Origin of the sequence: Kitasatospora sp. YST-16, assembly GCF_026802215.1 — a bacterium.
GTDB classification, from domain to species: Bacteria; Actinomycetota; Actinomycetes; order Streptomycetales; family Streptomycetaceae; genus Kitasatospora; species Kitasatospora cineracea.
The window spans coordinates 1985468-2004152 of record NZ_CP113837.1 but is presented as its reverse complement, the minus strand read 5'-3'; the positions used below and the strand labels follow the sequence as shown (position 1 = coordinate 2004152).

Annotated in this window: 20 protein-coding genes and 1 pseudogene; 10 read left to right on the top strand and 11 right to left on the bottom strand. The window is 75.9% G+C overall.

The genetic code is table 11. From position 1 onward, the window contains the following. Nucleotides 1-17: 17 nt before the first annotated feature. The 4 genes from OU787_RS09095 to OU787_RS09080 all read left to right on the top strand — a co-directional run bounded on the left by OU787_RS09095 (nt 18) and on the right by OU787_RS09080 (nt 3986). The gene (locus OU787_RS09095; RefSeq protein WP_268659048.1) at nt 18-674 is read left to right on the top strand and encodes a TetR family transcriptional regulator; all 657 of its coding nucleotides are present in this window, start codon (nt 18-20) and stop codon (nt 672-674) included. Between the two features lie 98 nt (nt 675-772). Continuing rightward, nucleotides 773-1591: a S1 family peptidase gene (locus tag OU787_RS09090; RefSeq protein ID WP_030464500.1), complete on the top strand. Its 819-nt coding sequence runs from the start codon at nt 773-775 to the stop codon at nt 1589-1591. Nucleotides 1592-1758: 167 nt separating this feature from the next. Further along, nucleotides 1759-2355, top strand: a complete 597-nt coding sequence (locus OU787_RS09085) for a TetR/AcrR family transcriptional regulator (RefSeq protein ID WP_030464499.1) — start codon at nt 1759-1761, stop codon at nt 2353-2355. Beyond that, nucleotides 2355-3986 carry an isovaleryl-CoA dehydrogenase gene (locus OU787_RS09080; protein ID WP_268659047.1) on the top strand — a complete coding sequence of 544 codons (1632 nt, stop codon included), beginning with the start codon at nt 2355-2357 and terminating at the stop codon, nt 3984-3986. The genes OU787_RS09085 and OU787_RS09080 overlap by 1 nt, the downstream gene beginning before the upstream one ends. A gap of 23 nt (nt 3987-4009) precedes the next feature. Here OU787_RS09080 and OU787_RS09075 read toward each other — a convergent pair whose 3' ends face one another. From OU787_RS09075 to OU787_RS09055, 5 genes are all read right to left on the bottom strand, one after another. Then, on the bottom strand, nt 4010-5224 hold the full coding sequence (locus tag OU787_RS09075; protein WP_268659046.1) for a HAMP domain-containing sensor histidine kinase: 1215 nt from the start codon (nt 5222-5224) through the stop codon (nt 4010-4012). Further along, the gene (cseB, locus tag OU787_RS09070; RefSeq protein ID WP_030464496.1) at nt 5221-5940 is read right to left on the bottom strand and encodes a two-component system response regulator CseB; all 720 of its coding nucleotides are present in this window, start codon (nt 5938-5940) and stop codon (nt 5221-5223) included. The genes OU787_RS09075 and cseB overlap by 4 nt, the downstream gene beginning before the upstream one ends. Continuing rightward, the gene (locus OU787_RS09065) at nt 5937-6761 is read right to left on the bottom strand and encodes a hypothetical protein (protein WP_268659045.1); all 825 of its coding nucleotides are present in this window, start codon (nt 6759-6761) and stop codon (nt 5937-5939) included. The genes cseB and OU787_RS09065 overlap by 4 nt, the downstream gene beginning before the upstream one ends. A 110-nt stretch (nt 6762-6871) precedes the next feature. Next, nucleotides 6872-7579, bottom strand: coding sequence for a class F sortase (locus OU787_RS09060; RefSeq protein WP_268659044.1), 708 nt, complete (start codon nt 7577-7579; stop codon nt 6872-6874). Nucleotides 7580-7697: 118 nt separating this feature from the next. Then, nucleotides 7698-8108: a hypothetical protein gene (locus tag OU787_RS09055; RefSeq protein WP_268659043.1), complete on the bottom strand. Its 411-nt coding sequence runs from the start codon at nt 8106-8108 to the stop codon at nt 7698-7700. 284 nt (nt 8109-8392) lie between these two features. On the opposite strand from OU787_RS09055, the gene OU787_RS09050 reads away from it, so the two are divergent. Beyond that, on the top strand, nt 8393-8878 hold the full coding sequence (locus tag OU787_RS09050; RefSeq protein WP_030464296.1) for a membrane protein: 486 nt from the start codon (nt 8393-8395) through the stop codon (nt 8876-8878). Here the strand turns inward: OU787_RS09050 and OU787_RS09045 are convergent. Next, nucleotides 8847-9083, bottom strand: coding sequence for a DUF2277 domain-containing protein (locus tag OU787_RS09045; protein WP_030464297.1), 237 nt, complete (start codon nt 9081-9083; stop codon nt 8847-8849). The genes OU787_RS09050 and OU787_RS09045 overlap by 32 nt on opposite strands. 125 nt (nt 9084-9208) lie before the next feature. Beyond that, on the bottom strand, nt 9209-10189 hold the full coding sequence (locus OU787_RS09040) for an Lrp/AsnC family transcriptional regulator (protein WP_030464298.1): 981 nt from the start codon (nt 10187-10189) through the stop codon (nt 9209-9211). A gap of 94 nt (nt 10190-10283) precedes the next feature. Between OU787_RS09040 and OU787_RS09035 the strand changes: the two genes are divergently transcribed. Then, nucleotides 10284-11069, top strand: a complete 786-nt coding sequence (locus OU787_RS09035) for an inositol monophosphatase family protein (RefSeq protein WP_030464299.1) — start codon at nt 10284-10286, stop codon at nt 11067-11069. Between the two features lie 65 nt (nt 11070-11134). Continuing rightward, a complete protein-coding gene (locus OU787_RS09030; protein WP_268659042.1) occupies nt 11135-12058 on the top strand; it encodes an SDR family oxidoreductase in 924 nt (307 codons plus the stop codon). Between the two features lie 15 nt (nt 12059-12073). On the opposite strand, the gene OU787_RS09025 is transcribed toward OU787_RS09030, so the two are convergent. Beyond that, nucleotides 12074-12733 carry a 4'-phosphopantetheinyl transferase family protein gene (locus OU787_RS09025; protein WP_268659041.1) on the bottom strand — a complete coding sequence of 220 codons (660 nt, stop codon included), beginning with the start codon at nt 12731-12733 and terminating at the stop codon, nt 12074-12076. Nucleotides 12734-12900: 167 nt separating this feature from the next. Between OU787_RS09025 and OU787_RS09020 the strand changes: the two genes are divergently transcribed. After that, nucleotides 12901-14412, top strand: coding sequence for a choice-of-anchor A family protein (locus tag OU787_RS09020; RefSeq protein ID WP_268659040.1), 1512 nt, complete (start codon nt 12901-12903; stop codon nt 14410-14412). On the opposite strand, the gene kynU is transcribed toward OU787_RS09020, so the two are convergent. Further along, complete coding sequence (gene kynU, locus OU787_RS09015; RefSeq protein ID WP_268659039.1) at nt 14405-15634, bottom strand: kynureninase; 1230 nt, start codon at nt 15632-15634, stop codon at nt 14405-14407. The genes OU787_RS09020 and kynU overlap by 8 nt on opposite strands. 19 nt (nt 15635-15653) lie before the next feature. Continuing rightward, nucleotides 15654-16493 carry a tryptophan 2,3-dioxygenase gene (locus tag OU787_RS09010; protein ID WP_268659038.1) on the bottom strand — a complete coding sequence of 280 codons (840 nt, stop codon included), beginning with the start codon at nt 16491-16493 and terminating at the stop codon, nt 15654-15656. 166 nt (nt 16494-16659) lie between these two features. On the opposite strand from OU787_RS09010, the gene OU787_RS09005 reads away from it, so the two are divergent. Next, complete coding sequence (locus OU787_RS09005; RefSeq protein WP_030464305.1) at nt 16660-17091, top strand: Lrp/AsnC family transcriptional regulator; 432 nt, start codon at nt 16660-16662, stop codon at nt 17089-17091. Nucleotides 17092-17558: 467 nt separating this feature from the next. Here the strand turns inward: OU787_RS09005 and OU787_RS09000 are convergent, their stop codons facing one another. After that, nucleotides 17559-17876 carry a barstar family protein gene (locus OU787_RS09000; protein ID WP_030461316.1) on the bottom strand — a complete coding sequence of 106 codons (318 nt, stop codon included), beginning with the start codon at nt 17874-17876 and terminating at the stop codon, nt 17559-17561. A 114-nt stretch (nt 17877-17990) separates the two neighbouring features. Between OU787_RS09000 and OU787_RS08995 the strand changes: the two are divergent. After that, nucleotides 17991-18479 (top strand): annotated as a pseudogene (locus tag OU787_RS08995) (DoxX family protein); the annotation flags it as partial. Between the last annotated feature and the right edge of the window lie 206 nt (nt 18480-18685).

The following is an 18685-nucleotide window of genomic DNA, read 5'->3' as shown; positions in this document are numbered from 1 at the left end:
ACTGTTTACTGAACGCCGTGACGACGCCCCCCGCCCCCGGCTCCACCCCCGCTCCTGCCTCCGCCCCCGGCGCCCGGCAGGCGCAGAAGCAGGCCAGCCGCCGCGCCCTGCTGGACGCCGCCCTCGCCCTGCTGGCCGAGCAGAACCTGAGCGGCCTGGGGGTGCGCGAGGTGACCCGGGCCGCAGGCCTCTCGCCGGCCGGGTTCTACCGGCACTTCGCGGACCTCGCGGAGCTCGGCGTGGTGCTGGTGGAGGAGTCGCTGGCCAACCTGCACGGGATGATCCGGGCGGTGTTCGCGGGCAGCGGCGAGGCCGAGCAGTTGATCGACCGCTCGGTCGAGGTGATCGCCGCGCACGTGGCCGAACACCCCGCGTACATCCGCTTCCTGGCCCGCGAGCGGCACGGCGGGGTGAAGCCGGTCCGGGACGCCGTGGCGGCCGAACTGGCCCGCTTCGCCGAGGAGTTGGCGGCCCTGCTGGCCGTCCAGCCGGACACCGCCGACTGGTCGGCGCGGGACCGGCGGATGCTGGCCGAGCTGTACGTGGACCGGATGGTGTCCACCGCGCTGACGCTGGTCGAGGCGGACGCGGCGGAGCGGGCGGCGATCGCCCGGACGGTGCGGACCCAGTTGCGGCTGATCAACCTGGGTAGCCGCCACTGGACGGCCGATTGACGGGGCGTCAGGGGCGGCCGCACTCTTGACATGGTGTCATGGGCGCGCCAATTTGGGGGAACCCCAGTGGTACCCCCACACCCTCGAGAGGCACCCCCATGAAGAAGCCGCTCACCGGTGCGCTCTGCGCGCTGACCCTCGCCGGGGCCACCGCCCTGGCGACCGCAGCCCCCGCGTCCGCCGCCACCGTGACCTTCGCCGGCACCGTCGCGCTCAGCAACTGCTCCGGCTCCCTGGTGCGGATGCCCACCTCGGTCGACACCGACCCCGGGCTGATCCTCACCAACGGCCACTGCCTGGAGACCGGCATGCCCGCCGCCGGGCAGGTGATCACCAACCAGTCGTCCACCCGCAGCTTCACCCTGCTCAGCTCCACCGGCGGCAGCCTCGGCACGGTGCGCGCCAACCGGGTCCTGTACTCGACGATGACCGACACCGACGTCACCCTCTACCGGCTGAGCACCAGCTACGCCACCATCAAGAGCCGCTACGGGATATCCCCGCTGACCATGTCCACCACCCACCCGGTGGCCGGCAGCGCGATCAAGGTGGTCTCCGGCTACTGGAAGAAGACCTACTCCTGCAACGTCGACGGCTTCGCCTACCGGCTCAAGGAGAGCAGCTGGACCTTCAAGGACTCGGTCCGCTACACCTCCGGCTGCGACATCATCGGCGGCACCTCCGGCTCCCCGGTGGTCGACGTGAACAGCGGCCAGGTCGTCGCCGTGAACAACACGATCAACGAGAGCGGCGAGAGCTGCACCCTCGACAACCCCTGCGAGGTCGACCAGAACGGCACCGTGACGGTCCACCAGGGCATCGGCTACGCCCAGGAGACGTACACCATCCCCAACTGCTTCGCCCCGGGCAACGTGCTCGACCTGACCCGGGCCGGCTGCGTGCTGCCCCGCCCCTGACCGCACCTCCGCCACCACCGTGCAGCCGTCCGCGCACCCCCTCCGCGGACGGCTGCACGTGCGTCCGGGTCCTCCCTGGACGGGTCCTCCCTGAACGGGCCCTCCCTGGGCAGCCCTCCCTGGACGGGCCCTTCCTGAAGCAGTGAATCAGTGCTTCAATCCTTGGTATGGCCTACCGACGCACCCCCGCCGTCCAGGCCCGGCTGGACGACCGCCGCGAGACCGTCCTGCGGGCCGCCACCGCCCTGCTCGCCGAACGCGGCTACGCCGGCTGCTCGGTGTCCGCCGTCGCCGAGCGCGCCGGCATCGCCACCGGCAGCGTCTACCAGCACTTCACCGGCAAGACCGACCTCGCCGTCACCCTGTTCCGCACCGTCTGCGGACGCGAGATCACCGCCGTCACCGAGGCCGCCGAACGCGCCGCCGACCCGCTCGACGGCATCGCCGCCCTGGTCGCCACCTTCGCCGCCCGCGCCCTGCAGTCCCCCCGGCTCGCCTACGCGCTGCTCGCCGAACCCGCCGACCAGGACGTCGAAGCCGAACGCCTGGTCTTCCGCCGCGCCTTCCGCGACCTGATCGCCGGCCGGATCGACCGGGCCGCCGCCCTCGGCCAACTCCCCGCCCAGAACGCCGAACTGACCGCCGCCGCGATCGTCGGCGCGATCGGCGAGGCCCTGGTCGGACCGCTCACCGACGGCCGCCCGCCCGAGACCGTCCTGCCCGACCTCGTCACCTTCACCCTGCGCGCCCTCGGAGGCCACTGATGGCAACCACCCACGAGGTCACCAACCAGGTGCCCGACCCCTACGGCCACGACGTCGCCGCCGACCCCACCCTGCTGGCCGCCCTGCACCGGGCCGGCGCCGACTGGGCCGCCGACGAACTGCACGCCCTCGGCCGGCTGGCCGGCACCGAACAGGCCGCCGACTGGGCCCGGCTCGCCAACGACCACCCGCCCGTCCTGCGCACCCACGACCGCTACGGCCACCGCATCGACGAGGTCGAGTTCCACCCGTACTGGCACGAACTGATGCGCACCGCCGTCGAGCACGGCCTGCACGCCGCCCCCTGGCGCGACGACCGCCCCGGCGCGCACACCGCCCGGGCCGCCAAGTTCTACGTCTGGGGCCAGGTCGAGGCCGGCCACACCTGCCCGGTCTCGATGACCTACGCCGCCGTCCCCGCCCTGCGCACCACCCCCGACCTCGCCGCCGCCTACGAACCGCTGCTCGCCGCCCGGGAGTACGACTTCGGCCTGCGCGAACCGCACGGCAAGCGCGGACTGATCGCCGGCATGTCGATGACCGAGAAGCAGGGCGGCTCCGACGTCCGCGCCAACACCACCCGCGCCGTCCCCACCGCCGACGGCACCTACCGCCTCACCGGCCACAAGTGGTTCACCTCCGCCCCCATGTCGGACGTCTTCCTCACCCTCGCCCAGGCCCCCGGCGGACTCTCCTGCTTCCTGCTGCCCCGCGTCCTGCCCGACGGCACCCGCAACGCGCTGCGCCTGCAACGCCTCAAGGACAAGCTCGGCAACAAGTCCAACGCCTCCGCGGAACTCGAGTACGAGGACGCGACGGGCTGGCTGGTCGGCGAGGAGGGCCGCGGCGTGCGGACCATCATCGAGATGGTCAACATGACCCGGCTCGACTGCACCACCGGCGCCGCCTCCGCGATGCGCCACGGCGCGCTGCGCGCCCTGCACCACGCGAGCCACCGGCGGGCCTTCGGCAAGGACCTGGTCGACCAGCCGCTGATGCGCAACGTCCTCGCCGACCTGGTCGTCGAGTCCGAGGCCGCCACCGCCGTCGCCATGCGGCTGGCCGAGGCCACCGACCGGGCCCTGGCCGGGGACGCGCAGGAGGCCCGGCTGCGCCGGCTGGGCCTGGCCGTCGCCAAGTACTGGGTCTGCAAGCGCGGCCCCGGCCACGCCGCCGAAGCGCTCGAGTGCCTCGGCGGCAACGGCTACGTCGAGGAGTCCGGCATGCCCCGGCTCTACCGGGAGGCCCCGCTGGTCTCCATCTGGGAGGGCTCCGGCAACGTCGCCGCGCTCGACGCGCTGCGGGCGATGGCCCGCCAACCGGAGAGCGTGGCCGCCCTGTTCGCCGAACTCGACACCGCGAGCGGCCTCGACGCCCACTACGACACCGCCCTCGCCGACCTCCGCAAGGACCTCGCCGACCCCGAGCACCTCGAGTACCGCACCCGCCACCTGGTCGAGCGGCTCGCCCTCACCCTCCAGGCGTCCCTCCTGCTGCGCCACGGCCACCCCGCCGTCGCCGAAGCCTTCACCGCCACCCGCCTCGGCGGCCGCTCCGGCCTCGCCTACGGCACCCTGCCCACCGGCCTGGACACCGCCGCGATCCTCGGCCGGATCCCCGAACTGCCCTGACCCGCGAGGATCATGACGCAGCGTCAGTGCTTCGGTCCGGGCAGCACCAGGCGGGCCGAGGCGCCCCCGTCCGGGTGGTTGGCCAGCTCCAGCCGGGCGCCGACCGCCTCGGCGTGACCCTGGGCGATGGTCAGGCCCAGGCCGTGGCCGCCGCCGCGCTCGCGGGCCCCGGTGCGGAAGCGGCGGGGGCCCTCGCGGAGCACCTCCTCCGGGTAGCCGGGGCCGTGGTCGCGGACGGTGACGGCGGTGCCCTCGGCGCTGACCAGGACCGGCGGGCGGCCGTGCCGGTGGGCGTTGGCGAGCAGGTTGGCCAGCACCCGCTCGAAGCGGCGCGGGTCGGTGCTGACCACCGCGTCGGTGGCGATCCGCAGCTCGGCCCCGGTGCCGGCGGCGGCCACCGCCCGGGACAGCAGCGGCCCCAGCGGCAGGTCGGCCGGCTCCGGCGGGTCGGCCCCGGAGTCCAGCCGGGAGACCTCCAGCAGGTCCTCGGTCAGGTCGCGCAGCGCGCGCACCCGGTTGCGGACCAGCTCGGTCGGCCGTCCCGGCGGCAGCAGCTCGGACGCGGTCAGCAGACCGGTCAGCGGGGTGCGCAGCTCGTGCGCCACGTCGGCGGTGAAGCGCTGCTCGCCCGCCAGCCGGCTGCGCAGCGCCGCGGACATCGAGTCGACCGCGGCGGCCAGCTCGGCCACCTCGTCGCGGGGCCGGCCCAGCGGCCCGATCCGGGCGTCCGGGTCGCCCCGGGCGATGGTGCGGGCGGTGCGGGCGGCGGTGCGCAGCCGGCTGCTGATCCGGTCGGCGGCCAGCACCCCGGCCAGCACGGTGACCAGGACGGACAGCGCGGCGCCGACCGCCACGGCGCGGTCCAGGTCGGCGATCGCCCGGGCGTCCTCGGCGTAGTCCATCCGCACCGACAGCACCCGCCCGTCGGCGCCCGCGGCGGCCCACATCGCGGGGCCGTTCGGGCCGGGGGCGAGCACCGAGCCCTGCCGGCCGCGCTCGGCGAGCCGGCGCAGGTCGGCGGGCAGCGCCGGGTCGTCGGCGGCGGCGTGCCAGCCCGCGACCAGGTCGCCGGTGGCGTCGTAGCCGGTGAGCACCGAGTCCAGGGCGGCCGTCGCGGACTTGCGGGCCTGGTCGGTGTGCTGGCGCACCGACGCCTGGTGGACCAGGACGCCCACCGCGAGCGCGACCAGGCAGGAGACCAGCGCGATCACGGCGGCGATCTGCCGCCGGAGCGTCACGGCGTCCGCCGCAGCTTGTAGCCGAAGCCCCGGACGGTCTCGATCCGGGCGGCGCCGATCTTCGCCCGCAGCCGCTGGACGTGCACGTCGACCACCCGGCTGTCGGCGCCCCAGGAGTAGTCCCAGACCCGCTCCAGCAGGGTCTGGCGCTCCATCACCACGCCCGGCGCGGCGGTGAACTCCAGCAGCAGCCGCAGCTCGGTCGGGGTGAGCGGCACCGGGCGCCCGGCCACCTTGACCTCCATCGCGCCGGTGTCCACCTCCAGGTCGTCGATCACCCGCACCGGGTGCGCCGGGCCCGGGGCGGCGGCGGGGGAGAGCTGGTCCGGCTCGAAGGAGGTGCGCCGCAGCACGCTGCGGATCCGGGCCACCAGCACCGCGGTCTCGAACGGCTTGACCACGTAGTCGTCGGCGCCCGCCTCCAGGCCGGAGATCACGTCGATCGGCTCGGTGCGGGCCGACATCATCAGGATCGGCAGCCGGCTCTCCTCGCGGATCCGCCGGCACAGCCCGACCCCGTCCAGCAGCGGCAGCATCACGTCGAGCAGCAGCAGGTCCGGCGGGGCGGCGCGGAAGCGCTCCAGGCCCTCCAGGCCGTCGCCCGCGGTGTCCACGGGGAAGCCGTAGCGTTCCAGGGCGAGCTGGGTGGTCTCGCGGATCACCTCGTCGTCCTCGACCAGCAGGATGCGCGGGGCGCCGGGCACGGGAGTGGTCATCGGGTCCTCGTCGGAACGGGCCGGACGGCGGCGCCGCCCGGGGCGGCCGGGGCCGGGGCGACGGTCGGCCCGGCGGCCGGGGGAGCGGTCGGGGTGGCGCTGGGGACGGGCGTCGGCGCGATCAGCACCACCGACCCGCAGGTCTCGACCGGCGGGCAGCCGGAGACGTCCACGCCCGGGCCGAGCACCTTGACCCGCTGGTCGACCAGGACCAGCCGGTCCTCGCTCCAGCGGTAGGTGAGGCTGCTCTCGACGGACGGGGCGGTGGGCTCGCGGACGATCAGGTCGGTGCCGACGGTCTCGGCGCCGAAGCTCGGCAGCACCGCCACGGCCAGCACCGGCAGCACCCGGCGCTCGCGCAGGGCGTAGACGTGCAGCACGGCCCGCGGCGCGCCGGGGGCCGCGTCGAACAGCACGGCGGTCAGCAGTTCGGGGCTGCCGTCCCCGTCGAGGTCGCGGTACTGGGCGGGGCGGACCTCGCAGCCGGTGCACCCGTGCTCCAGGGCGGCCCGCTCCTCCGGGCCGAGGGCCGGGTCGGCGGCGAGCACCGTCCGGGCGTCGGTCCCGGCCAGGGTGTCGGCCGTCAGCCCGGGCAGCGGCACGGGCGCCTCCCGTCCGTCCCGCTGCCCGGGCTGGACGATCGGCACGGGGGACGGGAGGGACGACCACAGCGGCTGCGGGCTCGGGTGCGAGCGGACCGGCCGGGCCGCCCCGGCGTCCTCCAGGGCGCCGGGCGACCGGCAGCCGGTGGCGGCGAGGAGCACCGGCAGGCCGAGCAGGACGCACCTGAGCAGGGCGGTGCGGAGGGGCCGGGTCCTCACGTCGCGGGGCGCCTTTCGGTCGGCGGGCGGGGGCGCAGCCAGTCTGCACCACCGGGAACGGCCGCCCGCCGCCCCGGTGGGACGGCGGGCGGCGGGCGGCCGACGGCGGGTCAGGACCCGGCCGGCAGCGGGTCGGCGAAGACCACGATGTTGTCGGAGTAGTGGCCGTTGCCGCCGAGGGTGCCGCCGCAGGTGACCAGCCGCAGCTGCGGGCCCGCGGTGGCGCCGTACACCAGCTCGGTGGGGAACGCGTCCTTGGCGTACTGGTGCAGCTCGCGCACCCGGTAGGAGAACGTGCTGCCGTCCTGCCGCCGGACGTCGACCCGGTCGCCCGGGCGCAGCCCCGGCAGGCCGTGGAACACCGCCGGGCCCTTGCGGGTGTCGTAGTGCCCGAGCAGGACGGTCGGCCCGTCCCCGCCGGGCACCGGCCCGTTGCGGTACCAGCCGACCTGCCCGGGCCGGTCGAGCGGCGGCACCTCCACGGTGCCGTCCGGGTTGAGGCCGACCCCCTGCACCGGCGCGTCCACCCCGATCCGGGGCACCAGCAGGCGCACCGGCGGCGAGGACGGCGCCGGGGCGACCGCATCGGGGACGGGACCGGGGGTGGTGACCGGCGCCGCCGCGGCGACCGGCCGGGCCGGGCCGCTCACGGCGATCCGCACCGGCGCGGGCGCGGAGCCGCGGGAGGCCGCCACCGTCACCCCGCCGGCCAGCAGCAGCCCGACCGCCAGGGCCGGCGCCCACCAGCGGCGCCGGACCCGGCGGTGCGCATCAGGCCCGGTCCGGCCGATCTTGCCGGGCGCGCGACGCCGGATCATCCCGCCTGGAAGCACCGGCCCAACCCCCAAGTACATCCAGTACGAGGGCGTCGGGCCGGCACTCCCAGCCGGGCGCCCGACGCCGCGCGCTGATCCGACAAGATCGACCGGACCGGGCCTAGCCGCGGGCGGCGGCACGGCGTCGGACGACGAGCAGGCCGATCCCCGCCGCACCGGCCGCGGCCAGCCCGGCCCCGAGCACGAGCCCGGTCGCCGAACCGCCGTCGACCGCCCCTTCGCCGGTCTGCGCCCCGCCCTTGGGCAGGGCGGCGCTCCCGCCGCCCGTCCCGCCCCAGCGGACCCCGGGCGCCCCGGCCGGGGCGGGGCTGACCGCGGGCGTGGGCGTGGCGGTGGCGGGCGCCGGGGCGGGGGTGGCCGAGGCAGCGGGGGCGACGGTGGGGGTGGGGACGGGGGCCGGGCTGCCGGAGTCGGCGAACGCGACGGCGCCCGGCAGGGCGAGCACCCCGGCGGCGACGGCCGGGACCAGGGCGAGCCGCAGCGCGCGGCGGACGGACGTGGTGCGTGACATCGGGAACCTCCCCTTGGGCGTCCCCCGCGGCCGGGTCGGCCGCGGATCGACGCCGCTCACGCTAGGAACCCCGCCCCTCGGCCGGCCGCCGGCTCCGTAACGGCCACCGCCCGGCTCTGTAACGGTCCGCTGCCCGGCTCTGTAACGGTCCGCCGTCGGGGCGGAGGGGGCGGCCGGGTCGAGGCCCGCCGGAGTGCGGGCTTTCCGGCGGCGGGCGCCCGGATAAGCGCTGCTAGCGTGGCCGCAGTTCTGTCCCCGTGTTGTGGTGAAGGGTTGCGCCCGCGATGGCCAAGTTCCTGCTGAGTCTGCACCTGCTGGCCGTGGCGCTGTGCATCGGTCCGGTGGCGGTCGCGGTGAGCATGTTCCCGCGCAAGGCGAAGGCCGCGCTGGCCGGGGGCCCGGAGCAGGCGGGGGCGCAGACCTCGGTGCGGCTGCTGCACCGGATCAGCAACGTGTACGCGCTGATCGGCCTCGCGGTGCCGGTCCTGGGCATCGGCACCGCGCAGGTGATGCACGTGCTGGGCAACGCCTGGCTGGTGACCTCGATCGTGCTGACCGCGATCGCCGCGGGCGTGCTGCTGCTGTTCGTGCTGCCCGGTCAGCAGGCGACCGTGGACGCGCTGGACGCGACCGAGGACAAGGACGCCGAAACGGCCCGCGCCGCAGGCAAGTTGAAGCTGCTGCCGATGACGGCGGGCGTGTTCAACCTGCTGTGGGCGGTCGTCCTGGTGCTGATGGTCATCCGGCCGGGGTCGTCGAACGGGGCGTGACCCCGCGGACCTCGATCGAGGCGAGCAACTGGGCGGTGGCCGCCGCGACGGCGGCCACCGCCGCGTCGAACGCCTCCCGGTTGTGCGCGGCGGGCGCCCGGAACCCGGAGATCTTCCGGACGTACTGGAGCGCCGCCGCGTGCACGTCCTCGGGGGTGGCGTCGGGCGTCATCGGCGGGCGGAGCGTCTTGATGCTTCGGCACATGCCTCCAGTCTGCCGCGCCGCTCCGACACCCCGCCGACGGTTCGGGGCAGTTGCCGCAGCCACTCCGACACCCCGCCGACGGTTCGGGGCAGTTGCCGCAGCCGCACCGACACCCCGCCGACGGTTCAGGGCAGTTGCCGCAGCCGGACCCCGGCCCGCTTGACGGCCCGGGCCACGATCGCGGTCTCCACCCGCCGCACCCCGAGCGGCCCCAGCACCCCGGTCTGGAACCGGTACAGCGCCGCGTGGTCGGGGCAGAACACGGCGGCCATCAGGTTGCTCGGCCCGCTGGTGGCCAGCACGCCGTGCACCTGCGGGTGCCGGGCCAGCGCCTCCCCGGTCGCCGCCAGCCGCCCGGGCTCGACGTCCAGCCACAGGTTGGCGTCCACCGCGGCGCCCACCAGCCGCGGGTCCACGCTGACGTGGGTGCGCAGCAGCCCGCCCGCGCCGAGCCGGTGCAGGCGGCGCCGGACGGTGGACTCCGGCACCTGCAGCGCGGCGGCCAGCGCCGCGTGCGAGCGGCGGGCGTCGACGCCCAGCGCGTCCAGCAGCCGGTGGTCCAGCGCGTCCAGCGCGGGCGGCGGTCCGGCCGGGGCGGGCGGCGGGGCCAGCGCGGCCTCCTGATCGGCCGTCAGCGCCCCGCAGCGCCAGGCGGAGGCGTCCGCGAACAGGTGCAGCACGGCGTGCGCGGTGGACTCCAGCACCGCGTCGGTGGCCGGCAGCCGCCCGTGCAGCAGCCGGTCCCGGGCGGACGCCTCGGCCAGCACCACCGCCGACACCTCCTGCCCGCCGAGCATCACGTCGACGAACGGCACCCCGTCCTGGGCGGCCAGCGCCAGCGCGATCGCCTCCACCCGCCCGCGCAGCACCCGCACCCGCAGCAGCAGCGCGCCGAGCGCGGCCTCCCGGGCGTCCGGCATCCGCACCACCCGGACCGCGCCCGTCCCCAGCAGCCGACCCAGCCGCCGGGTCACCGTCCGCGCCGACACCCCCAGCACCTCGGCGATCCGCCCCGGCTCGGCCCGCCCGTCCACCTGCAGCGCGTGCACCAGCCGCCGGTCCAGCGCGTCCAGCACCGCGGCGGGATCCGCCGCACCCGTGTCCATGCTGTCCGATCCCCGCCGTTCCCGTACCGCTGACGTCCCGATGAGCCACCCCGACGGTACTCCTGGAGGCCCACCGCGACGAAGGAGAACCACCGTGCAGCACCTCCTGGACGCCACCGAGCAGGCCCTGCGCGAGGTCGGCGACCTGCTCGCCGCCCGGCAGCCCGCCGAACCCGTCGCCGCCGCCACCCCCGCCGAGGCCCGCGCCGCGTTCGACGCCGTCGACCGGCCCGCCGCCCGGCTGCTGCGCGAGCGGCTCACCGCACTGCGCCCGCAGGCCGGCTGGCTGGACGACGAGTGGGCCCGCGAGGTGCCCGGAACCGGCGAGTGGTGGCTGGCCGACGCCACCGACGGCGCCGTCCAGTACCTGGGCGCGCTGCCGCACTGGGCGGTCACCGCGACCCTGCTGCGCGACGGCGCCCCCGTCCTCGCGGTGGTGCACGCGCCGCGCACAGCCGCCACCTACACCGCGACGGCCGGCGGCGGCACCCGGCTGAACGGCCGCCGCTGCGCGCCCCGCCCGCGCACCCTGGCCACCGCCGTCGCCGCCACCTCCCAGCCCCCGCTGGTCGCCCGCGACCCGGCGGCCCTGCGCGCCGCCGGGGCCTCGCTGAGCGCCGTGCTGCCGCACGTCCCGGCCGTCCGCAACCTCGGCCCGACCGCCCTGCAGACCGCCCAGGTCGGCTCCGGCCACCTCACCCTGTTCTGGCAGTACGGCGCCGACCCGGCCAACCTGCTGCCCGGCGCGCTGCTCGCCGCCGAGGCCGGCGCCGCGGTCAGCGACGCCCAGGGCGCCCCGTGGACGCCCGCCGCCCCGTCCTTCGTCGCCGCCGCGCCCGGCGTGCACGCCGAACTCCTGGACGTGCTGCGCGCGGTGTGACGGGCGCTGTCAGTGGCAGCGGCCAGGATGGGGGCGACCGCCCCGCGACTCCAGGAGGCCCGCCCATGACGACACCGACCCGCCCGCTCGACGGAAAGGTCGCCCTGGTCGCCGGCGGCACCCGGGGCGCCGGCCGCGGCATCGCCGTCCAGCTCGGCGCCGCCGGAGCCACCGTGTACGTCACCGGCCGCTCCGCGCAGGGCCAGCGCTCCGAGTACGACCGGCCCGAGACGCTGGAGGAGACCGCCGAGCTGGTCACCGCGGCCGGCGGCCACGGCGTCGCCGTCCGGGCCGACCACAGCGACCCGGCGCAGGTCGCCGCGCTCGCCGCCCGCCTGGAGCGCGAGCAGGGCCGCCTCGACGTCCTGGTCAACGACATCTGGGGCGGCGAGGGCAACTTCGCCTGGGACGCCCCGCTCTGGGAGGACGACCTCGACCGCGGCCTGGCCCTGCTGCGCCGCGCCGTCGACACCCACGCCATCACCAGCCACCACCTGGTCCCGCTGCTGCTGCGCCGGCCCGGCGGGCTGGTGGTGGAGATGACCGACGGCACCGCCGAGTACAACGCGACGCGCTACCGGGTGTCCTTCTTCTACGACCTCGCCAAGGCGTCCGTGCTGCGGATGGCCTTCGCGCTCGGCCACGAGCTCGGCCCGCGCGGCGCGACCGCGGTCGCGCTCACCCCCGGCTGGATGCGCTCGGAGATCATGCTGGAGCACTTCGGCGTCACCGAGCGGACGTGGCGCGAGGCGCTCGCCCGGGAGCCGCAGTTCGGGATCTCCGAGTCCACCGCGTACGTCGGCCGCGCGGTGGCGCACCTCGCTGCCGACCCCGACCGGGCCCGCTGGAACGGCCGCTCCACCTCCAGCGCCGAACTCGCCCGCACCTACGGCTTCACCGACCTCGACGGCAGCCGCCCGGACTGCTGGGTCTACCTCACCGCCGCCGAACAGGCCCCGACCGCCCCCGACACGGCCGCCTACCGCTGAGCAGCCCCCGGGGGCCTACTGCTCCAGCAGCCGGACCGGCAGCGTCGCGGCGGCGGTGAAGACCGCCCCGGGGGTGGTGAGTTCGAGGTAGTGCAGGTCCCCGTCGCGGTGCTGGACGGGCGGGTCGAGGGGCAGGTGCGACAGGTCGAGGGCGCCCAGCGCGTCCAGGGTGGTCCGGCCGAGCTTGATCAGGGCCTCCTTGCGCACCCACAGGCGCAGGAACGCCCGGGTGGGATCGGGGTGCCGCCGGACCAGGGCGCTCTCGGCCGGGGTCAGGACGTGCCGGAGGGTGGCCGGGTCGGTGGTGCGGGCGTCGAGGTGCTCGACGTCGACGCCGACCGGGACGGGGCCCGCCGCGGCGGCGATGACGCCGTTGGTGTGCGAGAGGCTCAGGTGCGTCCCGGGCCGGTCGGTGAGGTACGGGCGGCCGTGGGCGGTGCTGCCGCAGCCGGGGCACCGCTGGCCGAAGGCCACCTCGGCGGGCTCGACGCCGAGGTGCGCGGCCGCGCAGTACCGGACCAGCAGGTGCGCGGCCAGGTAGTCGTCCCGGTCCGCGGGGCGCCGGAACCGCTCCAGGCGCTCACGCTCGAACGCGGTGAGCAGCCGCTCGTCGGCGTCCGGCCGGGCGAGCACCCCGGCAGTGGTGGCGAGCATGGCGAACGGCGGGTTCGGCACGGTTCTCCCTTTCCGGGCTGGCACCTTCGCTGGCGGAATATCAAAGTAGTCCGTTCGAATGATTGTCCGGCGCGTCCGGGTCGCCCCGTCCGAAGGCGATCCGCCGCTTCCTCTTTGCTGACCGGTGTCCGCTGTCTGCTGACCCACCGTCAACGAGAGGGGTGCCCGTGCGACACGGTGTCCGCGGCAAGAACCCGCTGCTCCGCTTCGCCGTGGTGACGGCGCTCGCCGCCACTCCGCTGCTCACACTGGTCGTGGCCGGAGAGGCCGCCCAGATGACGCCACCGCTGGGCCCCTGTTCCGGTGACCAGTGCCCAGGGACCTGGGGCCCGCCGCACACCGGCCCGTTCATCGGAGCCGACGCCTCGCTCAACGTGTTCGTGGGCGGCGACTACCTGGTCCGGCAGAACGCCGCCGAGGTGGAGGGCAAGATCGCGGTCCTCGGCAACCTCGACATCAACAAGGTCAACGGCGGCGCGTTCAACATGGGCGTGGTGGGCGTCGGCTCGATGGTCACCCCGCCGTCCGAGACCGATCACGTGACCGTGGGCGGCTCGGTCACGATCGACGCCTCGCAGGACCTGCCCAGCAAGCTGCTGATGGGCGGCTACTACACCGACGGCACGGGCGTGCACACGGTGTGGGGCAACCTCAAGTACGGCACCGCGCTGACCGGCACCTACGACATCACCCCGCCCGGCCAGCCGATCAAGGACCCGGCCGGGATCAACGAGTTCAAGCCGCTGCGCCAGGTCATCGAGGACGAATCGGCCTGCATGGCCAAGCAGACGGCGACCGGCACCGTGTTCGACGACGAGACGACCGTCACCTTCACCGGCGACGGCACCAGCGCCCGCCAGGTTTTCAACTACGACCGGAGCATCGGGACGAACGGCGGCCGCCGGGCCATCGTCTTCGCCGGCATCCCGGCCGGCGCGACGGTGATCGTCAACATGACCGGCAGCGACGTAACGGTCAACACCAGCAGCGGTACCGGCCAGGCCGGCGACCAGCTGACGGAACTGCGGCCGAACCTGATGTGGAACTTCCCGACCGCCACCGACGTGACGGTCACCGGCGACGCCCAGTGGCAGGGCTCGATCATGGCGGGCAACGCGGCGAGCACCACCACGCTTGCCAACCCGGGTACCAACGGCCGGGTGTACCTCGCGGGCAACCTGACCCAGACCTCGGCCACCGGGACGATGACCGGCACCGAGATCCACAACTACCCGTTCAACGGCGACCTGCCGGACTGCAACGAGAGCCCGTCGCCCTCGCCGTCGCCGAGCGACTCGACCAGCCCCAGCCCCAGCCCCAGCCCGAGCCCGTCGACCAGCGAGAGCCCCTCGCCGTCCCCGTCGGGCAGCGGGAGTCCGAGCCCCAGCCCGAGCCCGTCGCCGAGCGGGAGCACCAGCCCCGCGCCGTCGCCGAGCGGGAGCACGCCGCAGCCGACCGGCTCCGGTTCCACCCCGGCGGGGCCGCCGCTGCCGAACACCGGCGGTGACAGCCTGGTCGCCCCGGCGGCCGGGGCCGCCGCGGTGCTGCTGGGCCTGGGCGGCGCCGTGATCGCGCTGGCCCGCCGCGCCCGGGGCCGCCACAGCCGACCGAGGCGAACAGCAGGACGGCCGGGGCCCGCGCGGGCCCCGGCCGTCCGGCGTCGACGGGGGGTCAGGTGACGTCGCCGCGGCGGGCGAAGCGCTCCGCGCGCCACTCGCCGCTCGCCAGCACCTCGCGCAGCGCGGTGGCCGCGTCGTGCACGTCGGCGCGGGAGAGGTAGAGCGGGGTGAAGCCGAAGCGCATCAGGTCGGGGGCGCGGAAGTCGCCGATCACCCCGCGGGCGATCAGCGCCTGCACCACCGCGTGGCCGTCGGGGTGCCGCAGCGCGACCTGGCTGCCGCGCCGGGCGGGCTCCCGCGGGGTGACCGGCTCGACGTCCAGGTCGGCGGTCAACTCCAGGAACAGGTCGGTCAGTTCGAGGCTCTTGAGCCGGACGGCGGCCGGGTCGGCCAGCTCCCAGACCTCCAGCGCGGCCTCCAGCGCGGCCAGGCCGAGGATCGGCGGGGTGCCGGTGAGGAAGCGGGTGACGCCCTCGGCGGGCCGGTAGCCGGGCTCGAAGTCGAACTGCCGGGCGTGTCCGAACCAGCCGGTCAGCGGCTGCCGGGCGTCGGCCTGGTGGCGGGCCGCGGCGTACAGGAAGGCGGGCGCGCCCGGGCCGCCGTTGAGGTACTTGTAGCCGCAGCCGACGGCGAAGTCGACGCCCGCCGCGTCCAGGTGGATCGGCAGCGCGCCCGCGGTGTGGCACAGGTCCCAGACGGCGAGCGCCCCGGCGGCGTGGATCCGCTCGGTGACGGCCGCCATGTCCAGCAGCTCGCCGGTCCGGTAGTCGACGTGCGAGAGCAGCACCACGGCGGCCTCGGAGTCCAGGACGGCGTCCAGCTGCGCGGCGGAGTCCAGCAGGACCGGCCGGGTGCCGGGGTGCAGGCCGCTCAGGCCGTCGGCGATGTACAGGTCGGTGGGGAAGGCGTGCCGCTCGACGAGCAGCGCCGGGCGGCCGGGACGCAGCCGCAGGGCCGCGCCCAGCACCTTGAACAGGTTGACCGAGGTGGAGTCGCAGACCACCACCTGCCCGGGCCCGGCGCCCAGCAGGTGGGCGCCGAGCCGGTCGCCGAGCCGCCCGGGCTGGTGGAACCAGCCGGCGTTGTTCCAGGACCGGATCAGCCCGGCGCCCCACTCGCCCTCCACCACCTTCGCCAGGTGGCCGGGGGTGCGGCGGGGCAGCGCGCCCAGCGAGTTGCCGTCGAGGTAGAGCACCCCGGAGGGCAGGTCGAACTCGGCGCGCAGGGCGTGCAGCGGATCGGCGGCGTCGCGGGCCGCGCACTGCTCACGGGTGGGGGTCACGGCGTTGCTCCCGGGGTGCTCAGAGGTCGTTGCGGACGGTCCACAGTTCGGGGAAGACGTCCTGGTCGGCGGACTGCTTCAGCCAGCTCAGGCCGCTGGAGCCGCCGGTGCCGGGCTTGGCGCCCATGGTGCGCTTGACGGCGGAGTAGTGGCGCTGGCGCCAGCGGGTGACGCGCTCGGCGGTGTCCAGCAGGGCCTCGCCGAGCCGGACCAGGTCGGCCAGCGCCGGGTCGGTGTAGACGGCCCGCCAGGCGGCCTCCACCACCTCGTCGTGGCGGTGCCGGGCGGTGACCGGCGCCGCGGGTATCGCCAGGCCGCGCCGGGCCAGCACGGCCAGCGCCTCGGCGTACAGGCTCGGGGTGCGCAGCGCGGCGAACAGCGCGTCGTACTCGGCGGGGGAGTCCCGGTACATCTCCAGCAGGCCCTCGCTGCGGTTGCCGAGCAGGAACTCCAGCCGCAGGAAGGCCGAGGACTGGAAGCCGGACGCCTCGCCCAGCACCGGGCGGAAGGAGTTGAACTCGGCCGGCGTCATGGCGGCCAGCAGGTCCCAGGAGCCGACCAGCACGTCCTGGGTGTGCTGCCCGCGGCGCAGTGCGGCCAGCGCGGTGTCCAGGTCGTCGGCGCGCAGGGCGGTGCGGGCGGCCGCCCAGTCGCGCTCCAGCAGGTCGAACAGCAGCTCCATCACCTGGGTGGTGACGATGAACGCGTACTCCGCGGGCTCCGCGCTGCGCGGCTGCTGGAGGGCGTGCAGTTCGGCCAGGCGCACGTACCGGGCGTAGGGGGTGGACGCGCCGGGGTCCTGGTCGGGGTCCTGGTCGGAACCGAACCGCAGGTGGGGACGGTGGGTCTGGCCGGTCATGGCCGGTACCTCCTTGGCTCCGCCCGCTCGGGGTGCCGCGGGCGTCACCCATTGTGCGGCGCGGCGGCCTGCTCTTGAATGGGCGTCGTAGCCCGGATGGGGGCATCGGCCTGCCGTTCGCAAGGCGTCCGCCCCCGATCGCCTGACGAACGAAAAGGAGCCGCCGGTGGACGCGGTGGACCGCCTGCTGCTGGCCGAACTGCAGGCCGACGCGCGGCTGTCGTACAACGAGCTCTCCCGCCGGGTGAACCTCTCCCCGCCGGCCGTCGCGGAGCGGGTGCGCCGACTGGAGGCGGACGGGGTGATCACCGGCTACCACGCGCACCTGGCCCCGGCGAAGGCCGGGGCGGCGGTGATGGCCCTGGTCACGGTGGAGTGCTACGGGGTGCGCTGCCTGCTCCGCGACCCGGAGGTGGCGCGCTGGCCGGAGGTCTTCCAACTGCACCGGGTCACCGGCGGAGCGTGCTGCGTGCTGCTGGTCGGGGTGCCGGACATGCCGTCCTTCGAGCGCCTGACCGACCGGCTCGGCGGCTACGGACAGCCGACCAGCTCGATGATCCTCTCCAGCCCGGTGCCGTGGCGCCCACTCAGCCCCTGAGCCGGGGCGGGCATCGGGGGTTGGGGCAGGTCGCCTGGCGGCGGGCCGGGAGGGGTTGGTGGGGATGGCTGGCGGCGCCGCTCAGCCCTGAGCCAGGACGGGGCCCGAGGGTCGGGGCAGGTCGCCTGGCGGCGGGCCGGGAGGGGGTTGGGGGAGATGGCTGGCGGCTGCTCAGCCCCTTGAGCCGGGGCGGGCGTCGGAGGTTGGGGCAGGTCGCCTGGCGGCGGGCCGGGAGGGGGGATAGTGGGGATGGTTGGCGGCGCCCGCTCAGTCCCTGAGCCGGGGCGGGTGTCGGGGGCCGGGGGTCCGCCTGGCGGCGTGCTGGGAGGGGTTGGGGAGATGGTTGGCGACCGTTCAGCCCCTTGAAATCGGGGCGGGGCCCGGGGCGGGTCGCCTGGGGGCGGGGGAGATGGTTGGCGGCTGCTCAGGTCCTGAGCCGGCGGGGCTCCGGTTCGGGGTGGGGGCGGTCAGCGGAGGCGGACGGTGACGCCGCCCTGGCGGAGGACGTCGAGGACGGCGTCGAAGTAGGAGCGGTCCTCCTCGTCGGGGCCGGTCACCCGGCGGGTCAGGGCCTGGGCGGAGACCATCGCGTGCCGCCAGAGCAGCACGAACGGCGGCTCGGGGGCGAAGCCGCCGCGCAGGCAGTCGGCCAGGGCGTCCAGGTTGCGGCCGTAGTAGCCGTCGGGGGCCGCCACGGCGCGGCCCAGTTCGGCCCAGAGCGCGGGCTCGTCGGTGATCCGCTCGCCGTGCAGGACGTACTCGGGCGGCTGGGGGGAGGTGGGCACGGGGGGCTCCTGTCGGTCGGTGCGCGTCGCCCGGATGGCTCCGCCGGGTCGAGCGGGGCCGGTGCGCGCGTTGGGATGGCCCCAACTCTTCTCTTCCACACCAGGGACGACATCATGGCTTGTCTGCACCGCAAGGATCTCGGTCTGCTGGCGCTGCGCGCGGCCGTCGGCGGTGTCCTGTTCGCGCACGGGACGCAGAAGCTGTTCGGCTGGTTCGGCGGCGCCGGGCCGGAGGGCACCGCGCAGGCGATGGAGCACATGGGCTTCCTGCCGGGCGAGCGCAGCGCGTACGCGGCCGGGCTGGGCGAGGCGGGCGGCGGCGCGCTGCTCGCGGTCGGCCTGGCCACGCCCGCGGCCGGGTCGATCGTCGCCGGGACGATGGCGGGTGCGATCTCGGTGCACGCCCCGGCGGGCTTCTTCGCGCACGGCGGCGGCTTCGAGTACCCGGCGCTGCTGGGCGCCTGCGGGCTGGCGCTGGGCGTCGCGGGCGCGGGCCGCTACTCGATGGACGCCGCGCTGGGCCACCGGCTGGCCCGCCCGTGGATGGGCGCGCTGGCGTTCGCGGCGAGCGCGCTGGGCGCGGCGGCGGTGGTGACCCGCCGGCAGGAGGAGGTGCGCCGACGGGGGCGCGGGCCGCGGACGAGGCGGCCCGGGAGGACGGCAGCGGGCTCTCCTGAGCGGCCGACGGACGTCCACTACCGAAGGGATCCACTGATGAAGCGATCGATGCGGGCCGCCGCCGGCTGGACGGCCGCCGCCCTGCTGGGCGCCGCGGCGCTGTCCGGCTGCTCCTCGGACGGCTCGCCGTC

What these genes read in the sequence shown, in the direction of transcription:
- OU787_RS09080 (WP_268659047.1), top strand. Translation starts at nt 2,355, where the DNA reads ATGGCAACCACCCACGAGGTCACCAACCAGGTGCCCGACCCCTACGGC.
- OU787_RS09045 (WP_030464297.1), bottom strand. Translation starts at nt 9,083, where the DNA reads ATGTGCCGAAGCATCAAGACGCTCCGCCCGCCGATGACGCCCGACGCC.
- OU787_RS09060 (WP_268659044.1), bottom strand. Translation starts at nt 7,579, where the DNA reads ATGATCCGGCGTCGCGCGCCCGGCAAGATCGGCCGGACCGGGCCTGAT.
- OU787_RS09085 (WP_030464499.1), top strand. Translation starts at nt 1,759, where the DNA reads ATGGCCTACCGACGCACCCCCGCCGTCCAGGCCCGGCTGGACGACCGC.
- OU787_RS09050 (WP_030464296.1), top strand. Translation starts at nt 8,393, where the DNA reads ATGGCCAAGTTCCTGCTGAGTCTGCACCTGCTGGCCGTGGCGCTGTGC.
- OU787_RS09030 (WP_268659042.1), top strand. Translation starts at nt 11,135, where the DNA reads ATGACGACACCGACCCGCCCGCTCGACGGAAAGGTCGCCCTGGTCGCC.
- OU787_RS09055 (WP_268659043.1), bottom strand. Translation starts at nt 8,108, where the DNA reads ATGTCACGCACCACGTCCGTCCGCCGCGCGCTGCGGCTCGCCCTGGTC.
- cseB (WP_030464496.1), bottom strand. Translation starts at nt 5,940, where the DNA reads ATGACCACTCCCGTGCCCGGCGCCCCGCGCATCCTGCTGGTCGAGGAC.
- OU787_RS09010 (WP_268659038.1), bottom strand. Translation starts at nt 16,493, where the DNA reads ATGACCGGCCAGACCCACCGTCCCCACCTGCGGTTCGGTTCCGACCAG.
- OU787_RS09040 (WP_030464298.1), bottom strand. Translation starts at nt 10,189, where the DNA reads ATGGACACGGGTGCGGCGGATCCCGCCGCGGTGCTGGACGCGCTGGAC.
- OU787_RS09090 (WP_030464500.1), top strand. Translation starts at nt 773, where the DNA reads ATGAAGAAGCCGCTCACCGGTGCGCTCTGCGCGCTGACCCTCGCCGGG.